This window comes from Mesorhizobium sp. LMG 17147, from assembly GCF_024297145.1.
GTDB lineage: Bacteria > Pseudomonadota > Alphaproteobacteria > Rhizobiales > Rhizobiaceae > Mesorhizobium.
The window spans coordinates 37118-55219 of record NZ_JANCTC010000008.1; the positions used below are offsets into that span (position 1 = coordinate 37118).

General features: G+C 63.2%; 17 protein-coding genes and 1 riboswitch. Of the genes, 6 read left to right on the top strand and 11 right to left on the bottom strand.

Features of this window, described 5'->3' with window-relative positions:
- Positions 1-62: 62 nt before the first annotated feature.
- Positions 63-1574, bottom strand: coding sequence for a sugar ABC transporter ATP-binding protein (locus tag NMG46_RS16520; RefSeq protein WP_254818709.1), 1512 nt, complete (start codon positions 1572-1574; stop codon positions 63-65).
- Between the two features lie 135 nt (positions 1575-1709).
- On the opposite strand from NMG46_RS16520, the gene mtnK reads away from it, so the two are divergent.
- The 5 genes from mtnK (at position 1710) to dhaL (ending at position 6547) form a co-directional block, all read left to right on the top strand.
- Entirely contained in the window at positions 1710-2981 is a 1272-nt protein-coding gene (mtnK, locus tag NMG46_RS16525; RefSeq protein ID WP_254818710.1) for an S-methyl-5-thioribose kinase, read from the top strand.
- The gene (gene mtnA, locus NMG46_RS16530) at positions 2978-4072 is read left to right on the top strand and encodes an S-methyl-5-thioribose-1-phosphate isomerase (RefSeq protein ID WP_254818711.1); all 1095 of its coding nucleotides are present in this window, start codon (positions 2978-2980) and stop codon (positions 4070-4072) included. Before mtnK ends, mtnA begins: the two co-directional genes overlap by 4 nt.
- A 56-nt stretch (positions 4073-4128) precedes the next feature.
- Positions 4129-4276: riboswitch (FMN riboswitch) on the top strand.
- Between the two features lie 76 nt (positions 4277-4352).
- Positions 4353-4826, top strand: coding sequence for a 6,7-dimethyl-8-ribityllumazine synthase (locus tag NMG46_RS16535; protein ID WP_254818712.1), 474 nt, complete (start codon positions 4353-4355; stop codon positions 4824-4826).
- 68 nt (positions 4827-4894) lie between these two features.
- The gene (locus NMG46_RS16540) at positions 4895-5902 is read left to right on the top strand and encodes a dihydroxyacetone kinase subunit DhaK (RefSeq protein WP_254818713.1); all 1008 of its coding nucleotides are present in this window, start codon (positions 4895-4897) and stop codon (positions 5900-5902) included.
- Between the two features lie 9 nt (positions 5903-5911).
- Positions 5912-6547, top strand: coding sequence for a dihydroxyacetone kinase subunit DhaL (dhaL, locus tag NMG46_RS16545; protein ID WP_254818714.1), 636 nt, complete (start codon positions 5912-5914; stop codon positions 6545-6547).
- On the opposite strand, the gene NMG46_RS16550 is transcribed toward dhaL, so the two are convergent.
- Genes NMG46_RS16550 through NMG46_RS16560 form a run of 3 tightly spaced genes read right to left on the bottom strand, consistent with a single transcriptional unit; the run spans position 6544 to position 8547 of the window.
- A complete protein-coding gene (locus NMG46_RS16550) occupies positions 6544-6987 on the bottom strand; it encodes an RpiB/LacA/LacB family sugar-phosphate isomerase (protein WP_254818715.1) in 444 nt (147 codons plus the stop codon). The genes dhaL and NMG46_RS16550 overlap by 4 nt on opposite strands.
- Before the next feature lie 26 nt (positions 6988-7013).
- Positions 7014-7772: a triose-phosphate isomerase gene (locus tag NMG46_RS16555; protein ID WP_254818716.1), complete on the bottom strand. Its 759-nt coding sequence runs from the start codon at positions 7770-7772 to the stop codon at positions 7014-7016.
- 10 nt (positions 7773-7782) lie between these two features.
- A complete protein-coding gene (locus tag NMG46_RS16560) occupies positions 7783-8547 on the bottom strand; it encodes a DeoR/GlpR family DNA-binding transcription regulator (RefSeq protein ID WP_254818717.1) in 765 nt (254 codons plus the stop codon).
- A 256-nt stretch (positions 8548-8803) separates the two neighbouring features.
- Between NMG46_RS16560 and fba the strand changes: the two genes are divergently transcribed.
- Positions 8804-9868: a class II fructose-bisphosphate aldolase gene (fba, locus tag NMG46_RS16565; protein ID WP_254818718.1), complete on the top strand. Its 1065-nt coding sequence runs from the start codon at positions 8804-8806 to the stop codon at positions 9866-9868.
- Between the two features lie 44 nt (positions 9869-9912).
- Here fba and NMG46_RS16570 read toward each other — a convergent pair whose 3' ends face one another.
- Genes NMG46_RS16570 through NMG46_RS16600 form a run of 7 tightly spaced genes read right to left on the bottom strand, consistent with a single transcriptional unit; the run spans position 9913 to position 18099 of the window.
- On the bottom strand, positions 9913-10851 hold the full coding sequence (locus tag NMG46_RS16570) for a sugar phosphate isomerase/epimerase (protein WP_254818903.1): 939 nt from the start codon (positions 10849-10851) through the stop codon (positions 9913-9915).
- A complete protein-coding gene (locus NMG46_RS16575; protein ID WP_254818719.1) occupies positions 10851-12368 on the bottom strand; it encodes a glycerol-3-phosphate dehydrogenase in 1518 nt (505 codons plus the stop codon). Before NMG46_RS16575 ends, NMG46_RS16570 begins: the two co-directional genes overlap by 1 nt.
- 19 nt (positions 12369-12387) lie before the next feature.
- Positions 12388-13428, bottom strand: a complete 1041-nt coding sequence (locus NMG46_RS16580; RefSeq protein ID WP_254818720.1) for a 2-hydroxyacid dehydrogenase — start codon at positions 13426-13428, stop codon at positions 12388-12390.
- 7 nt (positions 13429-13435) lie between these two features.
- Positions 13436-14998 carry an FGGY-family carbohydrate kinase gene (locus NMG46_RS16585; protein WP_254818721.1) on the bottom strand — a complete coding sequence of 521 codons (1563 nt, stop codon included), beginning with the start codon at positions 14996-14998 and terminating at the stop codon, positions 13436-13438.
- Positions 14998-16122, bottom strand: coding sequence for an ABC transporter ATP-binding protein (locus tag NMG46_RS16590; RefSeq protein WP_254818722.1), 1125 nt, complete (start codon positions 16120-16122; stop codon positions 14998-15000). Before NMG46_RS16590 ends, NMG46_RS16585 begins: the two co-directional genes overlap by 1 nt.
- Positions 16119-17237, bottom strand: a complete 1119-nt coding sequence (locus NMG46_RS16595; RefSeq protein WP_254818723.1) for an ABC transporter ATP-binding protein — start codon at positions 17235-17237, stop codon at positions 16119-16121. The genes NMG46_RS16590 and NMG46_RS16595 overlap by 4 nt, the downstream gene beginning before the upstream one ends.
- Before the next feature lie 4 nt (positions 17238-17241).
- Positions 17242-18099 carry a carbohydrate ABC transporter permease gene (locus tag NMG46_RS16600; protein WP_023676025.1) on the bottom strand — a complete coding sequence of 286 codons (858 nt, stop codon included), beginning with the start codon at positions 18097-18099 and terminating at the stop codon, positions 17242-17244.
- Between the last annotated feature and the right edge of the window lie 3 nt (positions 18100-18102).

Sequence of the window (18102 nt, forward strand, 5' to 3'; positions counted from 1 at the left end):
ATCGTCTTTATCCGACCCGAATTCATGCCCTCTCCATTCCAATTCTCATCGTGTTCCCGCTGTCAGGCTGCGCTGTGCAACGGCCCGCCCGCCACTTCGGCCAATAGCCGCTCGAGATCGACATCGGTATTGCGGTGCTCGCCGACGATCGTCTGCTCCGACATCACCAGGATGCGATCGGCCGTCTCCAGGGCTTCGTCGAGTTCGGTGACGAACAGAAGCGTCGCGCGGCCGTGGGCGCTCGCCCGCAGCTTTGCGGCGATATCGCGTCTGGCCGAGATGTCCACACCTTGAAACGGCTCGTCGAGGATGAAAAGCCTCGCCGCCTGCGACATCCAGCGGGCGACCATCACCTTCTGCTGATTGCCACCGGAAAGCGACGCCATCTCGTCCCTCTCGGAGCGGCAGACGATGCCCAACTCCTGGATCTGCTGGCGGGCAACAGCGCGTTCGATACCGCGTTTGAGAACACCGAGACGCGACATGCGACTGTGGAACGGCAGGCTGATGTTTTCCTGGATGTTGAAGTCGCCGATGATGCCGTTTTCGCCCCGGTCCTTGGCGACGAGAAACACGCCGGCGGCAATCGCTTCGCCGGTCGACGCCGGCGCATAGGGTTTCCCGTTCAGCACCATGGTCCCGGACAGCGGCTTGCGCAAACCGAACAGCGTCTCGGCGAGTGCGGTCTTGCCGACACCGACGAGGCCGGTGATGGCGACGACCTCGCCGTCGCCGAGGGTCAGCCAAATCGGCCTGGCGCCTTCAGCAATCCGCAACGCATCGGCAGTGAAAATTGCTTTGGCCGAATTCCTGGCGACGATCCGCTCGAGCTGGATCTTACGGCCGAGCATGGCGTTGACCGCACCTTCGTAATCCAGCGGCTTCTTGTCGAAGATACCTGAGATAACCCCATCGCGCATTGAAATGATGCGATCGGCAAGCCGTCTGATATCCGACATTCGGTGCGAGATGTAGAGGATCGCCACGCCTTGCTGGCGGAGCCGGTCGAGCAATGCGAACAGCCGGTCGGCTTCGGCGCTGGACAGCGAGGAGGTCGGCTCGTCGAGGATCAGCACTTTCGGCCGGTGCGCCATGGCGCGGGCGATCGCCACCATCTGGCGGTCGGCCAGAGAGAGATCGCTGATCCGGGCCTTGAGGTCGATGGCCAGTCCCATGCGGTCGGCCACCGCCTTTGCCTCGCGACGCACCCGGCCCGGATTGAACAGCGTCGGCACGCCGCTGCCGCTCAGCCTGTCGAGGGTAAGGTTGGTTGCGACGTCGAGGTCGGCGACGACACCGTCATTGATGTTCTGGTGAACGGTAACGACGCCGGCGCGGATCGCCTCGGCCGGCGTTTTCGGGGCGAAGTCCTGACCGGCAAGCGACATCGAGCCGCCGCCATGGTCGTAAACACCGCTGATGATCTTGACGAGGGTGGATTTGCCGGCGCCGTTGGCGCCCATCAGCACGGTCAGTTCGCCGGCATGCAATTCGAGCGAGACGCCGCCAAGCACCTCGATATGGCCAAAGGATTTCCTCAGGCCGCCGACGCGGAACACGGCATCATTGCCCATTCGTTCCTCCCTGACCGTGACGCTATGGGCTATATCGGCAATTGTCAACACGATTGACAATTGCCAGAAGGCTTCCTAGCTTGGCCCGGCCGCCATGGCTCCGCTATTATCGGAGCACATAAGCGGGAGGTGAGGATGACTGGGAAATCGCCGTTCGAAGCACTGTCGGTCGAGACACTGGCGGGCCGTCTCGGTGCCAACGAGGCCCTTTGTTCGCAGATCGGCAAGGATACGAGCCAGTGGAAGGTTCGTGAAGTCGGCGACGGCAATCTGAACCTTGTGTTCATCGTCGAAGGTGCTGAGGGTGCGGCCGTCGTCAAGCAGGCCCTGCCCTACGTCCGGCTGGTCGGCGACAGCTGGCCGCTGCCGTTAAAACGCTCCTTTTTCGAATACCATGCGCTGACGCGGCAACAGGCACGGGCGCCGGGTTCGGTGCCTGAGATCTACCACTTCGATGAAGGCCAGGCGCTGATCATCATGGAGTATCTGTCGCCGCACATCATCCTGCGGCGGGCGCTGATCGAAGGCCGGCAACTGCCCAACATCGCGAAAGACATTGGCTTGTTCATGGCCCGCACGTTGTTTCGCGGCTCCGACCTGCATATGGCGACCAGGGATCGCAAGGCCGATCTGGCGCTGTTCGCCGACAATGTCGAACTCTGCGACATCACCGAGAACCTGGTTTTCTCGGATCCATATTTCGATGCCAAGATGAACCGGCACACCAGCCCACAGCTCGATGGCGTTGTCGCCGAGCTGCGCGCCGACCGCGACCTCAAGGTCGAGGCGCAGCGCATGAAGCACATCTTCGCTGCCAATGCCGAGACGCTGCTGCATGGCGACCTGCATTCCGGCTCGATCATGGTCACCGACACCGAAACGCGGATGATCGATCCCGAATTCGCCTTCTACGGCCCGATCGCCTTCGACGTCGGCATGCTGCTCGCCAATTTCTGGATGGCGTTCTTCTCGCAGCGCGGCCATGAACAGGGCGGAAGCCGCGATGCCATGCGCGACTATCTGCTCGGCGTTACGGTCGAGACATGGTCGGTATTCCGCGTCGAGTTCTCTCATCTGTGGCGAACCGAGCGTACCGGCATGCTCTACCACAAGAGTCTGTTCGAGGATCAGGGCGACAGGCTTGGCGCCGAGCAGGCGCTAGACCACATGCTGCAGTCGATCTGGACCGATCTGCTCGGCTTTGCCGGCGTCGAGGTTCACCGGCGCATTCTCGGCCTTGCCCATAATGCCGATTTCGAGACCATTGCCGATCCTGATCTGCGCGCCAGATGTGAGGCAAAGGCGCTGAAATTCGGCCGTCACCTCGCCGTCAACCGGCGCCAGATCCACAGCATCGACGAGGTCAACCGGTTGGCCGCGCTGATCGAACGGGAGAGCAGGATTTGAACGTCGGCGACCGCCACTACCGCACCATCTGGCCGAGTGACGACGGGCGTTCGGTGGAGATCATCGACCAGCGCTGGCTGCCGCATGAGTTCCGCATCGAAAAGATCGATACCGTCGCCGGCATCGCCACGGCAATCCGCGACATGTGGGTGCGCGGGGCGCCGCTGATCGGCGTCACCGCGGCCTATGGCGTCGCCATGCAGATGGCCGACGACCCGTCGGATGCAGCACTCGACGCCGTCTGGGCAACCTTGCACGAAACGCGCCCGACGGCGATCAATTTGCGCTGGGCGCTGAACGAAATGCAGCGCTTCCTGCTGACGCTTCCCCTGGCAGAACGTGCCGCGGCTGCGTATCGGCGTGCCGGCGAGATCGCCGACGAGGATGTCGGCCTCAACCGCGCCATCGGCGCCCATGGGCTCGAAATCATCAAGGCGATCGCGGCGCGCAAGCAGCCGGGCGAACCAGTCAACATCCTGACCCACTGCAATGCCGGCTGGCTGGCCACCGTCGACTACGGCACCGCCACCGCGCCGATCTATCTGGCGATGGAAGCCGGCATTCCAGTCCATGTCTATGTCGATGAAACGCGACCCCGCAACCAGGGTGCCCAATTGACCGCCTGGGAGATGGCCGGCCACGGCGTGCCGCATACGCTCATTGTCGACAACGCCGGCGGCCATCTGATGCAGCGTGGCCAGATCGACATGGTCGTCGTCGGCACCGACAGGACCACCGCCGACGGCGATGTGTGCAACAAGATCGGTACCTATCTCAAGGCACTGGCCGCCGCCGACAACGACGTGCCGTTCTATGTCGCGCTGCCGTCGCCGACGATCGACTGGACCGTGGGCGACGGGCTGGCCGAAATCCCGATCGAACAGCGCTCGCCCGACGAGGTCTCGCTGGTCTGGGGCAAGACCGCGTCCGGCGAGATCGCCCAGGTCCGCGTGTCGCCGGAAGCCACGCCGGCGGCCAATCCGGCCTTCGACGTGACGCCGGCGCGGCTGGTCACCGGTTTGATCACCGAACGCGGTGTCGCTACGGCCTCGCGCGAAGGCCTGAAGACGATGTTTCCCGAGCGCGGATGATCCGCGGTCGGCGCCGCGATTGACAGTACAGCCCTGCCCTCCCATACATCTGCCGTCAATGTTCTCAGGGCGGGGTGAAAGTCCCCACCGGCGGTGAAGGGTTTCGGCCCAAGCCCGCGAGCGCCTTCCAGATGATCGGAAGGGTCAGCAGATCCGGTGTGATTCCGGAGCCGACGGTCAAAGTCCGGATGGAAGAGAACGAATGGAAGACGGTCCGCTCTCGCGGTTCGGATTCCGTATCGTGCGTCCTGATTCTGGTTCGAAACGGAAGGATGGACCCATGAATCAGCATTCCCGGAAAAACTATGAAACGATCCGCGTTGCCGTCATTCGGGCGCGCTGGCACGCCGACATCGTCGACCAATGCGTTGAAGCGTTCGAGGCGGAACTGGCGGTTCTCGGGGAGAAACGCTTTGCCGTCGATGTCTTCGACGTGCCAGGTGCCTATGAGATTCCCCTGCATGCAAAGACCTTGGCCCAGACCGGTCGCTATGCGGCGATCCTCGGCGCGGCGTTTGTCGTCAATGGCGGCATCTACCGCCATGAATTCGTGGCAAGCGCTGTCATCGACGGCATGATGAACGTGCAATTGTCGACTGGCGTGCCCGTGCTTTCGGCGGTGCTGACGCCGCACAACTACCATGACAGCGCGGACCATCACCGCTTCTTCTTCGAGCATTTCAAGGTCAAGGGCAAAGAGGCGGCCAGTGCCTGCGTGCAACTGCTGGCGGCACGCGAACGCATCGCGGCATGAAATCTCCGTCGCGGGTGGAAATCCCGGTAAGGCGCTGTAGTATCTCACGAAAACCAGGGAGGATGCCGGTGCAAACCAAGAAGATCATCAATGACGGTAACCGCTCCGTCGACGAGATGCTGGAGGGCATCCTGGCTGCGCATCCGCACCATCTCAGAAGTGCGGAGGGAAGTCCGCGCTCCATCATCGCCCGCGACGGCCCACGCCCCGGCAAGGTGGGTCTCGTCATCGGTGGCGGCTCGGGCCACGAGCCGACCTTCCTCGGCTTCGTCGGCAAGGGGCTGGCCGACGCCGCCGCAATCGGCAATGTCTTCGCCTCGCCGCCGCCGGACCCGATCCTTGAATGCGCCAAGGCGGCCAGCGGCGGCGCCGGCGTGCTGTTCATGTACGGCAACTATGCCGGCGACGTGATGAACTTCGACATGGCCGCCGAAATGGCGGCAATGGACGACATCGAGGTGCGCACCGTGCTGACCACCGACGACGTCGCCTCGGCGCCGCGCGACCAGCGGCAGAAGCGGCGCGGCGTCGCCGGCAATTTCTTCATCTTCAAGGCCGCTGGTGCAGCCTGCGACCGGATGCTGTCATTCGATGAATGCGAACGCATTGCCAGGAAGGCCAACGATCACACCTTTACCATGGGCGTGGCACTGTCGCCCTGCTCGCTGCCGCAGACCCGCCGGCCCAATTTCGAGATCGGGCCGGACGAGATGGAGATCGGCATGGGCATTCATGGCGAACCGGGCATCGCGCGCGGAAAATTGAAAACCGCCGACGAGATCACCGACGAGATGCTGGAGAAGATCCTCGACGAGATGGCGCCGGCGCGCGGCGATAAGGTCGCCGTGCTCGTCAATTCGCTCGGCTCAACGCCGCTGATGGAGCTCTACATCATGAACCGGCGGATCAAGCAGAGGCTCGATGACATCGGCGTTTCCGTCCACGCGACCTGGGTCGGCAATTATTGCACCTCGCTCGAAATGGCCGGCGCCTCGGTGACGCTGATGCATCTCGACGGCGAATTGCAGGAGATGCTCGACCATCCCTGCGACTGCGCCATGTTCCGCGCCGGCTGAGAGAGCATCATGACGTCCACCGATACGGCCAAATTGAAAAGAATGTTCGATGCGATCGCCGCGGCGATCGACGCCGACAAGGACAGGCTCTGCCGGCTCGACGGCGTCATCGGCGACGCCGACCATGGCATCGCCATGGCACTAGGCTTCGGCGCTGTGCGCGACGCGCTGGACCAGATCGATGCGTCGACCGAGCCGACGGCATTGCTCAACACCGCGGCAAAGTCGTTTCTCAACGCAGTCGGCGCCTCGTCGGGCCCGCTCTATGCGACCGCCTTCATGCGCGGTGCCGCCGCCGTCAAAGGCAAGGCAATTCTGGAGGACGCTGACGTCATCGCCATGTTCCGGGCGATGGCACAAGGCATCCAGGATCGCGGCAAGGCCGAGCTCGGCGAAAAGACCATGGTCGACGCCTGGCTGCCGGCAGCGCAGGCAGCGGGTGTCGCGCAGCAAGCCGGCAAGAGCCTGTCCGAGAGCCTGGATGCGGCACTTGCCGCGGCCGAAAGCGGCGCCGAGGCGACCAAGGACATGATCGCCACCAAGGGCCGCTCTTCGCGTCTCGGCGAGCGCTCGATCGGCCATCTCGATCCTGGCGCCGCATCGGCCGTGACGATCATCAGGGCAATGCGGAACAGTCTGGCTTAACCCCGCTTCGCCGCGTCGAGCCTGTCGATGGCCTGGACATTGCCGGCCGATGGTCCCTTCTCATCGAATTCCGATGCGAGCCAGGCGTCGACGATCGACTTGGCCAGTTCCGGGCCGATGACGCGCGCGCCCATGGTGATGATCTGGGCGTTGTTGGATTTCGCGGCGCGCTCTGCCGAATAGGTGTCGTGGGTCAGTGCGGCCCGAATGCCGGGCACCTTGTTGGCGGAAATGGATACGCCGATGCCGGTACCGCAAAACAGGATGCCGCGATCGTTCTCGCCGTCCAGGATGGTCTGGGCGAGCTTCTGCGACAGGTCGGCATAGTAGCCCGCCTGGCTGAGGTCGCTGACCGTGAGGCCGGGCTTGGTGGCGAGGTGAGCAGCAATGACGTCGAGCAGCGGCTTGCCGGCGCTGTCGGCTCCAATGGCTATTTTCATGTTCGGTTTCCTTCCTGTTCGATGCTTCAGATCGCCGCCGAGGCGCGTTTGAGGATGTCGATATAGCCTTCCGCCTGCCAGGCGGAACGGCCGATAAACAAGCCGTCTATATTGGGCTGGCCGACCAGTTCGGCGGCATTTTGCGGATTGACGCTGCCGCCATAAAGCACCGGCGGCACCACCGGCAGCAGGTCGCGGGCGATTTTCTTGATCAGCGCCTGCTGCCTGTCGGCATAATCAGAACTGGCCGGCACGCCCTTGTCGCCGATCGCCCAGACCGGCTCATAGGCAAACAGGATCGTCGCCGCCTTCGCCGCCCCTTCGAGAAACTGCAGTGCGCCGTGCACCTGCAGGGCCAGTACCGCAGCGGCCTGCCCGCTGTTGCGTTGAGCCAAGGTCTCGCCGACGCAGATGAGTGGCACGAGACCGTGCTTCACCGCCGCTGCAGTCTTCAGCCCGACAGCCTTGTCGGTCTCGCCGAAATGCTCGCGCCGTTCGCTGTGGCCCAACTCTACCATATCAAGTTCGCAGTCTTTCAGCATGACCGGCGAGATCTCGCCGGTCCAGGCACCGGCGTCGGCCCAATGCATGTTCTGCGCGCCAACCTTGATGCGTGTCGGCGACAGCGCTTTCTTGACCTCGCGGACCGCCGTGAAGGGCGGGATGACGAAAGGCTGAATGCGCTCGTCGAAACCGGGGACGAACTCCACCAGCGCCTCGGCGAAGGCCATCGCCTCGGCGAGCGTCTTGTTCATTTTCCAGCTGGTGCCGACCCAATAAGCCATACGCGCCCTCCTACTCTGCGATCACCGTCAGCGAAACGCCAGCGCCATCCAGCGCGGCGCGCACCTGCGGCTGCGGCTCGCGGCCGGTGAAGACCATGTCGAAGGCCTTAAGATCGGTCAGGAAGTGCAAGGCGGTGCGGCCAAACTTGCCGTGATCGGCCAGCAGATATTTGCGCGCTGCTGCAGCCATCATCAGCCGTTTGGTCTGGACCACTTCCTGATCTTGGTGAAAGGCTGAGGCACCATGGATGGCCGATGAAGACAGGAAGGCGACATCTGCGCGCAAAGATTTCAGCGTGTCTTCGGCGAGCAGGCCGAAGAAGCCGTGGAACTTCTTGCTGTATTGGCCGCCAAGCGCAATCAGGTTGATGCCGGCAACGCCCGCCAAATCCTGGATGACAGCCAGGTTGTTCGAGATCACCGTCAGCGGACGCAGATCGGCAAGGTGCCGAGCAACGCCGCCCGCAGTCGAGCCGTCGTCGATAATCACCGTCTGGCCCGGTTCGATCATCCTCACGGCGGCGACGGCGATGCGCTTTTTCTCGTCGCCAGCCAATCTCTGGCGGTAACGGAAATCGCTCTCGAAAAGGCTGCTCGGCTGGATCGAGGCGCCGCCGCGCACCTTGCGCAGAAAGCCGCTTTCCTCGAGCTCGTCGAGGTCGCGGTGGACGGTCATCTTCGACACGCCGAAACGTGAGGCAAGATCGTCGACACTAGCGGTGCCGATGTCCATCAGAAAATCCATGATGCCTTGCCGACGGCCGTCGCTCTTCATTTCCGCGGTTTCCTCGTACACCCCGGTTCCGAGATATAACGGCAAACGTCGCACAAGCCACCAAATTTTTTGTGATAATGTTATATCTCTATGGGATATCATGACGCTTCTGGTCGCGTGCTGTAACAAGAATTGCTGCCGGCCGAGCGCCCAGCGGTTGCGGTGCCGCGGAAATCCGGCCAGAAGCATCAGGGGCTCGACGACAACCGAACAGCCCGCAAACACTGGCTCGAAACCGGATACGGGAGACTACTGAGTGGCTCGCATCACACTGAGACAATTGCTCGATCATGCCGCCGAATACGGCTATGGCGTGCCTGCCTTCAACATGAACAATATGGAACAGGGCCTCGCCATCATGGAGGCAGCCGAGGAGACCAAATCGCCGGTTATCCTGCAGGCGAGCCGCGGCGCGCGAGCCTACGCCAACGATGTGGTGCTGGCCAAGCTGATCGACGCGCTGGTCGAAATCCATCCCGATATCCCGGTCTGCATGCATCTCGACCATGGCAACAACGAAGCGACCTGCGTCACCGCTATCCAGCACGGCTTCACTTCGGTGATGATGGACGGATCGCTGAAGGAAGACGGCAAGACACCGGCCGACTACGCCTATAATTCCGGCATCACCCGCCGCGTCGTCGACATGGCGCATTGGGGCGGCGTCTCGGTGGAAGGCGAGATCGGCGTTCTCGGATCGTTGGAGATGGGCGGCGGCGAGCAGGAGGACGGCCATGGCGTCGAGGGCGTCATCAGCCACGACCAGCTGCTGACCGATCCCGTGCAGGCCGAACAGTTCGTGCGCGACACCCGTGTCGATGCACTGGCCGTCGCCATGGGCACCAGCCATGGCGCCTACAAGTTCAGCCGCAAGCCGGACGGCGCTGTGCTGGCCATGAACGTCATCGAGGAAATTCACCGCCGCCTGCCGAACATGCATCTCGTCATGCACGGCTCGTCCTCGGTGCCGGAGGAGCTGCAGGAGATCATCAACAAATATGGCGGCCAGATGAAGCCGACATGGGGGGTGCCGGTCGAGGAGATCCAGCGCGGCATCAAGCACGGCGTGCGCAAGATCAACATCGATACCGATAACCGCATGGCGCTGACCGGCGCCATTCGCAAGGTGCTGACCGAGAACCCGAGCGAATTCGACCCGCGCAAATATCTGACGCCGGCGATGGCCGCCATGCGAAAGCTCTGCAAGGAGCGTTTCGAGCAATTCGGCACCGCTGGCAACGCACCGAAGATCAAGCCGCTGCCGCTATCGGAAATGGCCAGGCGCTATAAATCCGGCAGCCTCGACCCTAAATTCGGCTGATGTGTTCTTGATGAGCAGGGGCCGCATCGGCTCCTGCTCATCCATCATCCTCGTGGCAAAAGATCGGCCCTGCCAGTCTCGATGAAGGGCGCCCAATAGTCGACCGACTCGCGGATCATGGCGATGACCTGGTGGTCGACGGGCTCGCGCTCGCGGAACGACAATTCGAGGCAGATCTCGTTGTCGACGCCGCCGCCACGGCGAACCGTCTCCAGCAGCTTTTCCGGCGTGATGCGGCCGTCCTTGTTGTGGGCGGCAATGAACGGCCAATGGCCACCCTTGTTCATCGACGACTGCTTGACGTGGATGATCGGTGATTGCTTTGGAAAGGCTTCGGCCCAGGCATAAGGGTCGATGTCGTCCGGATTGCTCGACGTCACGTCGCCATGGTCGATGTCGACCATCATGTTGAGCGGGATCGCCATGCCGGCGGCATCGATCTCGCGCTGCAGCGTCCGGCAGCTCTCGATCGTATGGCCGAACTCGCGGCCGACCGACATCGGCTCCCAGAACAGGTAGATCAAGCCGGCGGCCCGGGCATGCTCGGCAACCTCGCGCCAGCACGCCAGCGCGATGTCGAAAAGCCGCGCGCGACGTTCAGGATCGTCGTAATCCCGGTGGGTGAAGATCGCGAACTGCGTACCCATGCCGCCGGCGCCGAGCTCGGCCGAAATTTCGGCAAAGGTCTTGAACCAGTCGACGTAGTAGCGCCGCACGTCGGCATCGGGATGGCCGAAATGATTGAGCCGACCGTAAGGGCCGGTCATCGCCGAGGTCACGCGCACCCCGGTGCGGTTGAGAGCGGAGCGGAACAGGCGGGTGAATTTGGCGATCGTTGCCGCCGGCCAGCCGGGATTGATGAACTCATGCGTGAGCTGCACGTCGCGGATGCCGACGTCGTAAGCGATCCTATCGATCAGGTCATCCGGCTCGGCAAAACGGTTGACCAGCGGATTGGTGTTGAGGGACAGCGTAAAGGCCATCAGCCCGCCTTCGCCAGCCGATTCGAACACCAGTCCTCGAACGCTTCTCTTTCCGCGCTGGACAGATGCAGGCCGTGCTTGGTGCGTCGTTCGAGAATATCGGCCGCGGTCTCGGCCCATTCGTGCTCGAGCAGGTAGTTGGCTTCGCGCTCGAAAAAATCCTTGCCGAAGCGCCGGCCCAGTTCGGCGAGCGAACCGGCCGCGCCGACCAGATCACGCGTCCTTGTGCCATAGAGCCGGCCATAGTGCTTGACCAGGGAGGCGGGCATCCAGGGATATTCGTGGCCGAGGTCACCGAGGAACTGCTCGAAATCGGCATTGGCGATATCGCCGCCCGGCAGATGCCCTTTCGAGGTCCACGGCTTGCCCATCTTCGGAAAGAACGGGGCGATGCGGTCCAGCGCGTGCTCGGCCAACTTGCGGAAGGTGGTGATCTTGCCGCCGAAGACGGAAAGCAGCGGCGCCTGCCCTGCCGAAGCGTCGAGTTCGAAAATATAATCGCGGGTCACCGCACTCGGATTGTCGGCATTGTCGTCATAGAGCGGCCTGACGCCGGAAAACGAATGAACGACGTCGCTGCGCGCAAGCTGGCGCTTGAAGTAGCGGTTGACCACCTTGATCAGATAATCGATCTCGCCGGCATCCGCGGTCACGTCTTCCGGCCGCCCGTCATAGGGGATGTCGGTGGTGCCGATCAGCGCCAGATCGTTCTGGTAGGGATTGATGAAGATCACGCGCTTGTCGCTGTTTTGGACGAGATAGGCCTGTCGCCCTTCCCAGAATTTTGGCACGACAATGTGGCTGCCCTTGACCAGGCGCACGTTCCGCTTGGAGTTCTGGCCGGCCACGCGGTTGACGATGTCGTTGACCCAGGGACCGCCGGCGTTGATCAGCGCCCGTGCCCGGACTGTGGTCCTGACGCCGGTTCGACCGTCGCGCATCTCCACCGACCACAGGCCGTGTTCGCGACGGGCGGCAATGCAGGCGGTGCGGGTGAATATCCTGGCCCCACGCTCCGCGGCGTCGAGCGCGTTGATGACGACCAGGCGGGCGTCGTCGACCCAGCAGTCGGAATATTCGAAGCCGCGCTTGAAGGCGTCTTTGATCGGCGCGCCTTCGGGTGCGGTGCGCAAGTCCAGCGTGCGGGTGGCCGGCAGCCGCTTGCGGCCGCCAAGATGATCGTAGAGGAACAGGCCGAGCCGGACCAGCCAGGCCGGCCGGTCATCGGGGCTATGCGGCAGCACGAAGCGCATAGGCCAGATGATGTGCGGCGCGGATTCGAGCAGCACCTCGCGCTCGATCAGCGCCTCCCGCACCAGACGGAACTCGTAATATTCGAGATAGCGCAAACCGCCATGAACGAGCTTTCCCGATCGCGAACTGGTGCCCTCCGCGAGATCGTCTTTTTCGCAAAGAATGACCGACAGGCCCCGGCCCGCCGCATCGCGCGCGATTCCGGCGCCATTGACGCCGCCGCCGATGACGAAGAGGTCGACGATTTCGGTTTCACCGTTCATCTCGCTCGATGCCCTGTCGTCAGCATGGATTGACCGGAGGCAGACCGGCGATGAAGCGGCGCACTTCCTCGGCCGCCTGCTCGGCCGCATAAGTCACCGTGCGCACCGACGCGCCGGCGATATGCGGCGTCAGTGTCACGTTCGGCAGCTGCAGCAAGGGCCAGTCGGCAGGCACCGGCTCGACGGCGAACGTCTCCAACATGGCACTGCCGATCTGTCCCGAGACGAGCGCCTCGTAGAGTGCATCGTAGTCGACCAGCGGTCCGCGCGCGGTATTGACGAAGATTACGCCTGGCTTCATCCGGGCAATAGCGTCCTTGCCGATGAGACCGCGCGTCTCTTCGGTGACCCGGGAATGCAGCGTGACCACATCGGAGCGCGACAGCAGATCGTCCAGCGCTACCAGCTCGACGCCGGCATTGCGGTCCTCGACGCTCAACTGCACATAGGGATCGCAGACCAGGATGCGACAGCCGAAAGCACGCAGCAGCCGAACCAGCCTGGTGCCGATATTGCCATAGCCGATAACGCCAACGGTCATTTCGTTGAGCTCGCGGCCGGTGCGGTCGGCGCGGTAGAGATCGCCGCGCCACTCGCCCTTGCGCAAGGCTTCGTGGCCGACGCGGATCAGCCGCGTTTCGGCGAGAATGGCACCGATGGTGAACTCGGCCACCGCGCTGGCGTTGCGGCCGGGCACATTGACCACCGTGATGCCATGGGCCTTGGCGGCAGCCATGTCGATGTTGATAGGCCCGCCGCGCGACACCGCAACCAGCTTGAGTGTGGGCAGGCGCTGCATCATAGCTTCGGAGAGCGGCGCAAGCTGGGTAACAAAAATTTCGGCATCGCCGATAAAATCGACCACCTCGTCCGGATCGCCGAAATACTCCTTGACCTTGTCGAGGCCGAGCGCCGCATTGCCGAATTGCATCGGCTCGTCGGGCCAAGCGGTTTCAACGGTGCGGATGTCGAGATTGTCGCCGCAGGCCGCCTCGATTTTCTCGCGAAACACGTCCGGAAGCATGAAGCGGTCGCCGATGATCGCAATTTTCTTGGGCATGCTCTTCTCAATTCACGTCGGTTTGTCTGGACGCGGCCATCGAACGCCAGACCGGCCGCAGCGCCTCGTGCGCCAATGTGTAGGACGGAGTCATCGCCTCATAGGCAGCGGCAAGTTTTCGGTCGCTGGGCTCGGCCGCACGGAGCAAAGGTGTGACCCATTCACTGACGCAATCGTCCATCGATGCGTATTGGCCGACGCAGACCGCAGCAATCATTGCGGCGCCCGCCGCACCGGCCTCCTCGCGCTCGCTGGTGCGAATGTCGGCGCCGATCGCAGCACCCAGGATATTGCGCAGCGCCGGGCTCCTGGCCGCTCCGCCGGTCAGGCGGATTTCCTTGGGCAGCGGCCCCATGGCGGCGTAGCAATCGCGTGCCGCGAAAGCCAGTCCCTCGAACACCGCACGAACCATGTCGGCATAGCCGTGCCTGGATGAAATGCCGATGAAGCCGGCCCGGGCATTGGCATCGACGAACGGGCCGCGCTCGCCGGCCTCCGAGACATAAGGCTGGTAGAGCAACGAGCCTGGCTCGGACGACGATATCCACTGGTCGACCAGCGCGATCATCTCGCCATTGGTCCGTGTGATACCTTGCGAGGCGAGAATGCCGGAGGCGAGGCCAAGGACCCAGTCAATATTGAGCGTTGCCGCCATGTTCGACTGCATCTGCGCAAAGACGCCCGGCGCCGGCATCGTCATCGTGTAGCCGGTTGCAGCCTCGTTGAGCAGCACCTCCTCCGGCGTTTCGGCAAGCCGCATATGCATTCCGGTGGACCCAATGATAGAGCATCCCGGCTTGCGCTCGCGATCGAACAGGCCGGCGCCAAGCGCGGTGCAGGCGACATCGACATAGGCCAGAACGACCGGTGTGCCGGCGAGCAGACCGGTCGCTTTGGCTGCTGCCGCCGACAGCGAGGTGCTTTGCCTGGTGCCATCGACGATGGGCGGCAGCAGATGCCGGAGATCGGTGACTCCGAGTACCTCGAGCACATCATCTGAATAGCCGCGCGTGCGGAAGTCGCCGAAGGTAAAGGTGCCCTCGGACGGGTCGGTGGCGCGTTGGCCCGTCAATTTGAAATAGAGCCAGTCCTTGCAGTGGAAGGCCGTCGCTGCATTGGCAAGCATCGCGGGCATGTGGCGCTTCATGAAGACGAACTGCGATCCCTGCTGGCAGGCAGCGAGCCCGCTGCCGGTCTTTTCGAAGCGCAGCCGGTCCTCGGGCCGCGCGCGTATCTCCTCGACGACCGCGGCAGCGCGCGCGTCGAGCCACAGCCAGCCCTTGGCCACCGGCTCACCATCCTTGTCGATCAGCCAGGTGCCGTCGCCCTGCCCGGTCACGGCGATGGCAATGGTCCGGCTGGCGAGATCCGGCACCTTGTTGGCAAGCTCGCGCAAGGTCGTCGCGGTATCGGCCCAGGTGCGTGTCAGGTCCTGCTCGGCGCCGCCGCCCGGCAGTGTCTCGTACTTGTTGGGCAGCGAGGCGGCCGCGATCTGCCTGCCCGCCGTGTCGAAGGCGACGGATTTGATGACAGACGTGCCGGCGTCGACGCCGATCAGCACATCCCGCATCAGGCAAGCTCCGTGCCGTGCGAAATGGCGTCACCGCGCGCCTGATCGAAGACGTGCAGGTTTTTTGGATCGATGCTGACCTTGATCGGCGCCCCAAGTTCCAGGCGAGTCCGGTCATGCTCGACCAGAACCAGCGAACCGCCGGCGAAATCGGCGGCGATATGGGTCTGATCGCCGAGCCATTGATTGGCCGAAACCGTGGCCGGCACGCCGTCCTTGGAGCGGCGGACAGCATAAGGCCTGACGCCGATGACGACGCGCTGCCGGTTGAGCAATTCGTCGCGAACCGGACCGCTGAAGGCATCCTTGTCGTAGTCGAGCGAAAGCCCGTCGGGCAGCTTGAGACTGATCTTGCCGTCAGTCGTGCCGACATAGGCTTCGAAGACATTCATTGGCGGCTCGCCAACGAAGGTGCCGGTGAACAGGTTTGCCGGCCGCTCCTTGATCCTGTCAGGCGTATCGAACTGCTGCAGCACGCCGCCTTCCATGACGGCGATACGGTCGGCCAGCGCATTGGCCTCCGTCTGATCGTGGGTGACCAGGATCGCGGTCAGGCCGCGCTCCTTGATGAAGTGCTTGATGCGGCCGCGCAGCACAGCGCGAAGCTGCGGCTCGAGTTGGCCCATCGGCTCGTCCAGCAGGTGCAGGTTGGCTTCGCGGATCAGCGCCCGGCCGAGGCTGGCGCGCTGCTGCTGGCCGCCGGAGATCGAGCTCGGATAGCGCTCGAGAATGTCCTCTATCTCAAGCAGCTTGGCGATATGAGCAACCTTTGCATCGACCGCGCTCTTAGCCAGCCTGGCAGCCTTGAGGGCGAAGGCCATGTTCTCGCGCACGGTCAGCGGCGGGTAGAGCGAATAGCCCTCGAAGGCCATCGCGACGTTGCGCCTGACCGGCGGCAACGTGTGCACCTTGCGGCCGGCAACCGAGATTGTGCCGCGCGAGACCTCTTCGAAGCCTGCGATCATGCGCAATGTCGAGGTCTTGCCGCAGCCGGATGAGCCGAGCAGTGCCACGATCTCGCCCTTGGCGATTTCCATCGTCAGGTTCTTGACGGCGTGCACGCCGCGGTCGATCGGACCGTAGAACTTGTCGACGCCCGAAATGGTGATTGCGCTCGGGCTCATGCCGCTTCTCCACTGCGCAAATTGACGACATTTTTCGAGCCGATGCGCTCGCCGCTTGCACGATCGAACAGCAGGGCGCTTTTGCTGTCGACAGCGATATGCGCCCTGCCCTCGGATTGACCCGGTATCCCGGACGGACGCGAGACCAGGATTTCACGGCCTCGCACGGTGCGCACCAGTGTGACGATCTTCTCGTTGAGCGGCGTCTCGGCCTCGACCGTCACCGGGATGGCGCCGGACGTGCCTTCGTCAACAAAGGCCAGCGCCTCCGGCCGCAAGCCTATCACGCAGTCACGGCCGACCGCCGCCTCATGCGCGCCGGCCAGATGGACCTGGACATTGGACAGGCCGACATAGACGCCCTTGGCATCCCGGGACGGCTTGACGTCGAGCAGGTTGATGGTCGGGTCGCCGAACAGCCGGGCGATCTCGACGTTGGCCGGCTCGCGATAGATCTGTTCGGGTGTGCCTAGCTGTTTCACGACGCCTTGCGACATCACTGCGATGCGATCGCCAAGCGCCATCGCTTCCTTGTAGTCCTGGGTGACGTAGACAACAGTTGCGCCACGATCGGCGAGCAGTCTTGGCAGTTCGAGCCGCATTTCGAAGCGCAATTTGGCATCGACGTTGCGCAAGGGATCATCGAGCAGCAGAAGCGGCGGCGAGCCGACCAGGGCGCGGGCAAGCGCGGTGCGCTGCTTCTGGCCGTTGGACAGCGCCCGCGGCTTGTGGCTGAGCACATGGCCGATCTTCAACAGCTTGCCGACGCTCTCGACGCCGGCCTTGATCGTGCCCTGCGACGAATGCTTCGCCTGCAACGGCGTGGCGATGTTGTCGAACGCCGTCATATGCGGGAACAGCGCGAAGTTCTGGAATGCCATGCCGACGCCGCGGAACTCGGCGTCGACGTCGGTCATGTCCTCGCCGCCGATGAGGATCTTTCCCTCGTCGGGGTCGATGACGCCGGCGACCAGCCGCAATAGCACCGTCTTGCCGGCGCCGGACGGCCCGAACAGGACCAGCGTTTCGCCGTCGGCGACGGTCAGCGACAGATTGTCGAGAACGGTCTGGCTTTTGTAGCGCTTGACGATGTTTCGCAGTTCGAGGCTTGCCATCGGACTATCCTTTCACTGCGCCAAGCGACAGGCCTTCGACGAGATAGCGCTGCGCATAAAGCGCGAGCGCCAGCGTCGGCGTGATCGACAGCACGATCGCAGCTGAGATCTGGCCGTACTGAATGCCGGAGGAGGTGATGAAGGCCAGCGCGCCGACCGTCACCGGCTGCTTGTCGGCCGAAGCGAGCACCAGCGCAAAGACGAAATTGTTCCAGGCGAAGATGAAGGCGAGCAGGCCGGCAGCGGCAATGCCCGGCCCGGCGAGCGGCAGCGCGATCTTGCGGAAGGTGGCAAACCAGGAATGGCCGGCAATGCGGTAGGCGTATTCGATGTCGGCCGGAATATCCTCGAAATAGCCGCGCACGATCCACAGGATCAGCGGCAGGCAGATCAGCTGGTAGACCCAGATCAGCCCGATATAGGTGTTGGCCAGCCCGAGCTTCTGGAAATAGAGGGTGAGCGGCAAAAGCACCAGCAGCGCCGGCGCGAACCGGAACGACAGGAGCGTGAAGGCGATGTCCTCCGAGCCACGGAATTTGTGCCGTGCAAAGGCATAGGCTGCGGGAACGCCGAGCAGCAGCGCGACGGCAACCGAGGTGACCGACAGGAAGACGGAATTCCAGAGATTGCGCATGAAGGCGATGTCGAGGGTGCCGGCTGCCGTCATCAGCTTGCCTGTGATCAAGGCGGTGTAGTTGGCGAGCGTCGGCTCGAAGACAAGCTGCGGCGGGATCCGCAGGATTGTCTCGTTGGTCTGGAACGACATCATCAGGATCCAGACGATCGGGAACATGAAGAAGATCACGACCAGCGCCAGGGCTATGCCACGCAGGATGCGTTCGAGAAGGGAGGTGTGTTCCATGCC

Excerpts from the sequence above, each read along its gene's own strand:
- NMG46_RS16585 (WP_254818721.1), bottom strand. The coding sequence starts at position 14,998 with ATGCGGGATGTGCTGATCGGCGTCGACGCCGGCACGTCTGTCATCAAA.
- mtnK (WP_254818710.1), top strand. The coding sequence starts at position 1,710 with ATGACTGGGAAATCGCCGTTCGAAGCACTGTCGGTCGAGACACTGGCG.
- NMG46_RS16520 (WP_254818709.1), bottom strand. The coding sequence starts at position 1,574 with ATGGGCAATGATGCCGTGTTCCGCGTCGGCGGCCTGAGGAAATCCTTT.
- NMG46_RS16535 (WP_254818712.1), top strand. The coding sequence starts at position 4,353 with ATGAATCAGCATTCCCGGAAAAACTATGAAACGATCCGCGTTGCCGTC.
- NMG46_RS16580 (WP_254818720.1), bottom strand. The coding sequence starts at position 13,428 with ATGCCCAAGAAAATTGCGATCATCGGCGACCGCTTCATGCTTCCGGAC.
- dhaL (WP_254818714.1), top strand. The coding sequence starts at position 5,912 with ATGACGTCCACCGATACGGCCAAATTGAAAAGAATGTTCGATGCGATC.
- NMG46_RS16555 (WP_254818716.1), bottom strand. The coding sequence starts at position 7,772 with ATGGCTTATTGGGTCGGCACCAGCTGGAAAATGAACAAGACGCTCGCC.
- NMG46_RS16590 (WP_254818722.1), bottom strand. The coding sequence starts at position 16,122 with ATGAGCCCGAGCGCAATCACCATTTCGGGCGTCGACAAGTTCTACGGT.
- NMG46_RS16600 (WP_023676025.1), bottom strand. The coding sequence starts at position 18,099 with ATGGAACACACCTCCCTTCTCGAACGCATCCTGCGTGGCATAGCCCTG.
- NMG46_RS16550 (WP_254818715.1), bottom strand. The coding sequence starts at position 6,987 with ATGAAAATAGCCATTGGAGCCGACAGCGCCGGCAAGCCGCTGCTCGAC.
- NMG46_RS16595 (WP_254818723.1), bottom strand. The coding sequence starts at position 17,237 with ATGGCAAGCCTCGAACTGCGAAACATCGTCAAGCGCTACAAAAGCCAG.
- NMG46_RS16560 (WP_254818717.1), bottom strand. The coding sequence starts at position 8,547 with ATGAAGAGCGACGGCCGTCGGCAAGGCATCATGGATTTTCTGATGGAC.
- NMG46_RS16575 (WP_254818719.1), bottom strand. The coding sequence starts at position 12,368 with ATGAACGGTGAAACCGAAATCGTCGACCTCTTCGTCATCGGCGGCGGC.
- NMG46_RS16570 (WP_254818903.1), bottom strand. The coding sequence starts at position 10,851 with ATGGCCTTTACGCTGTCCCTCAACACCAATCCGCTGGTCAACCGTTTT.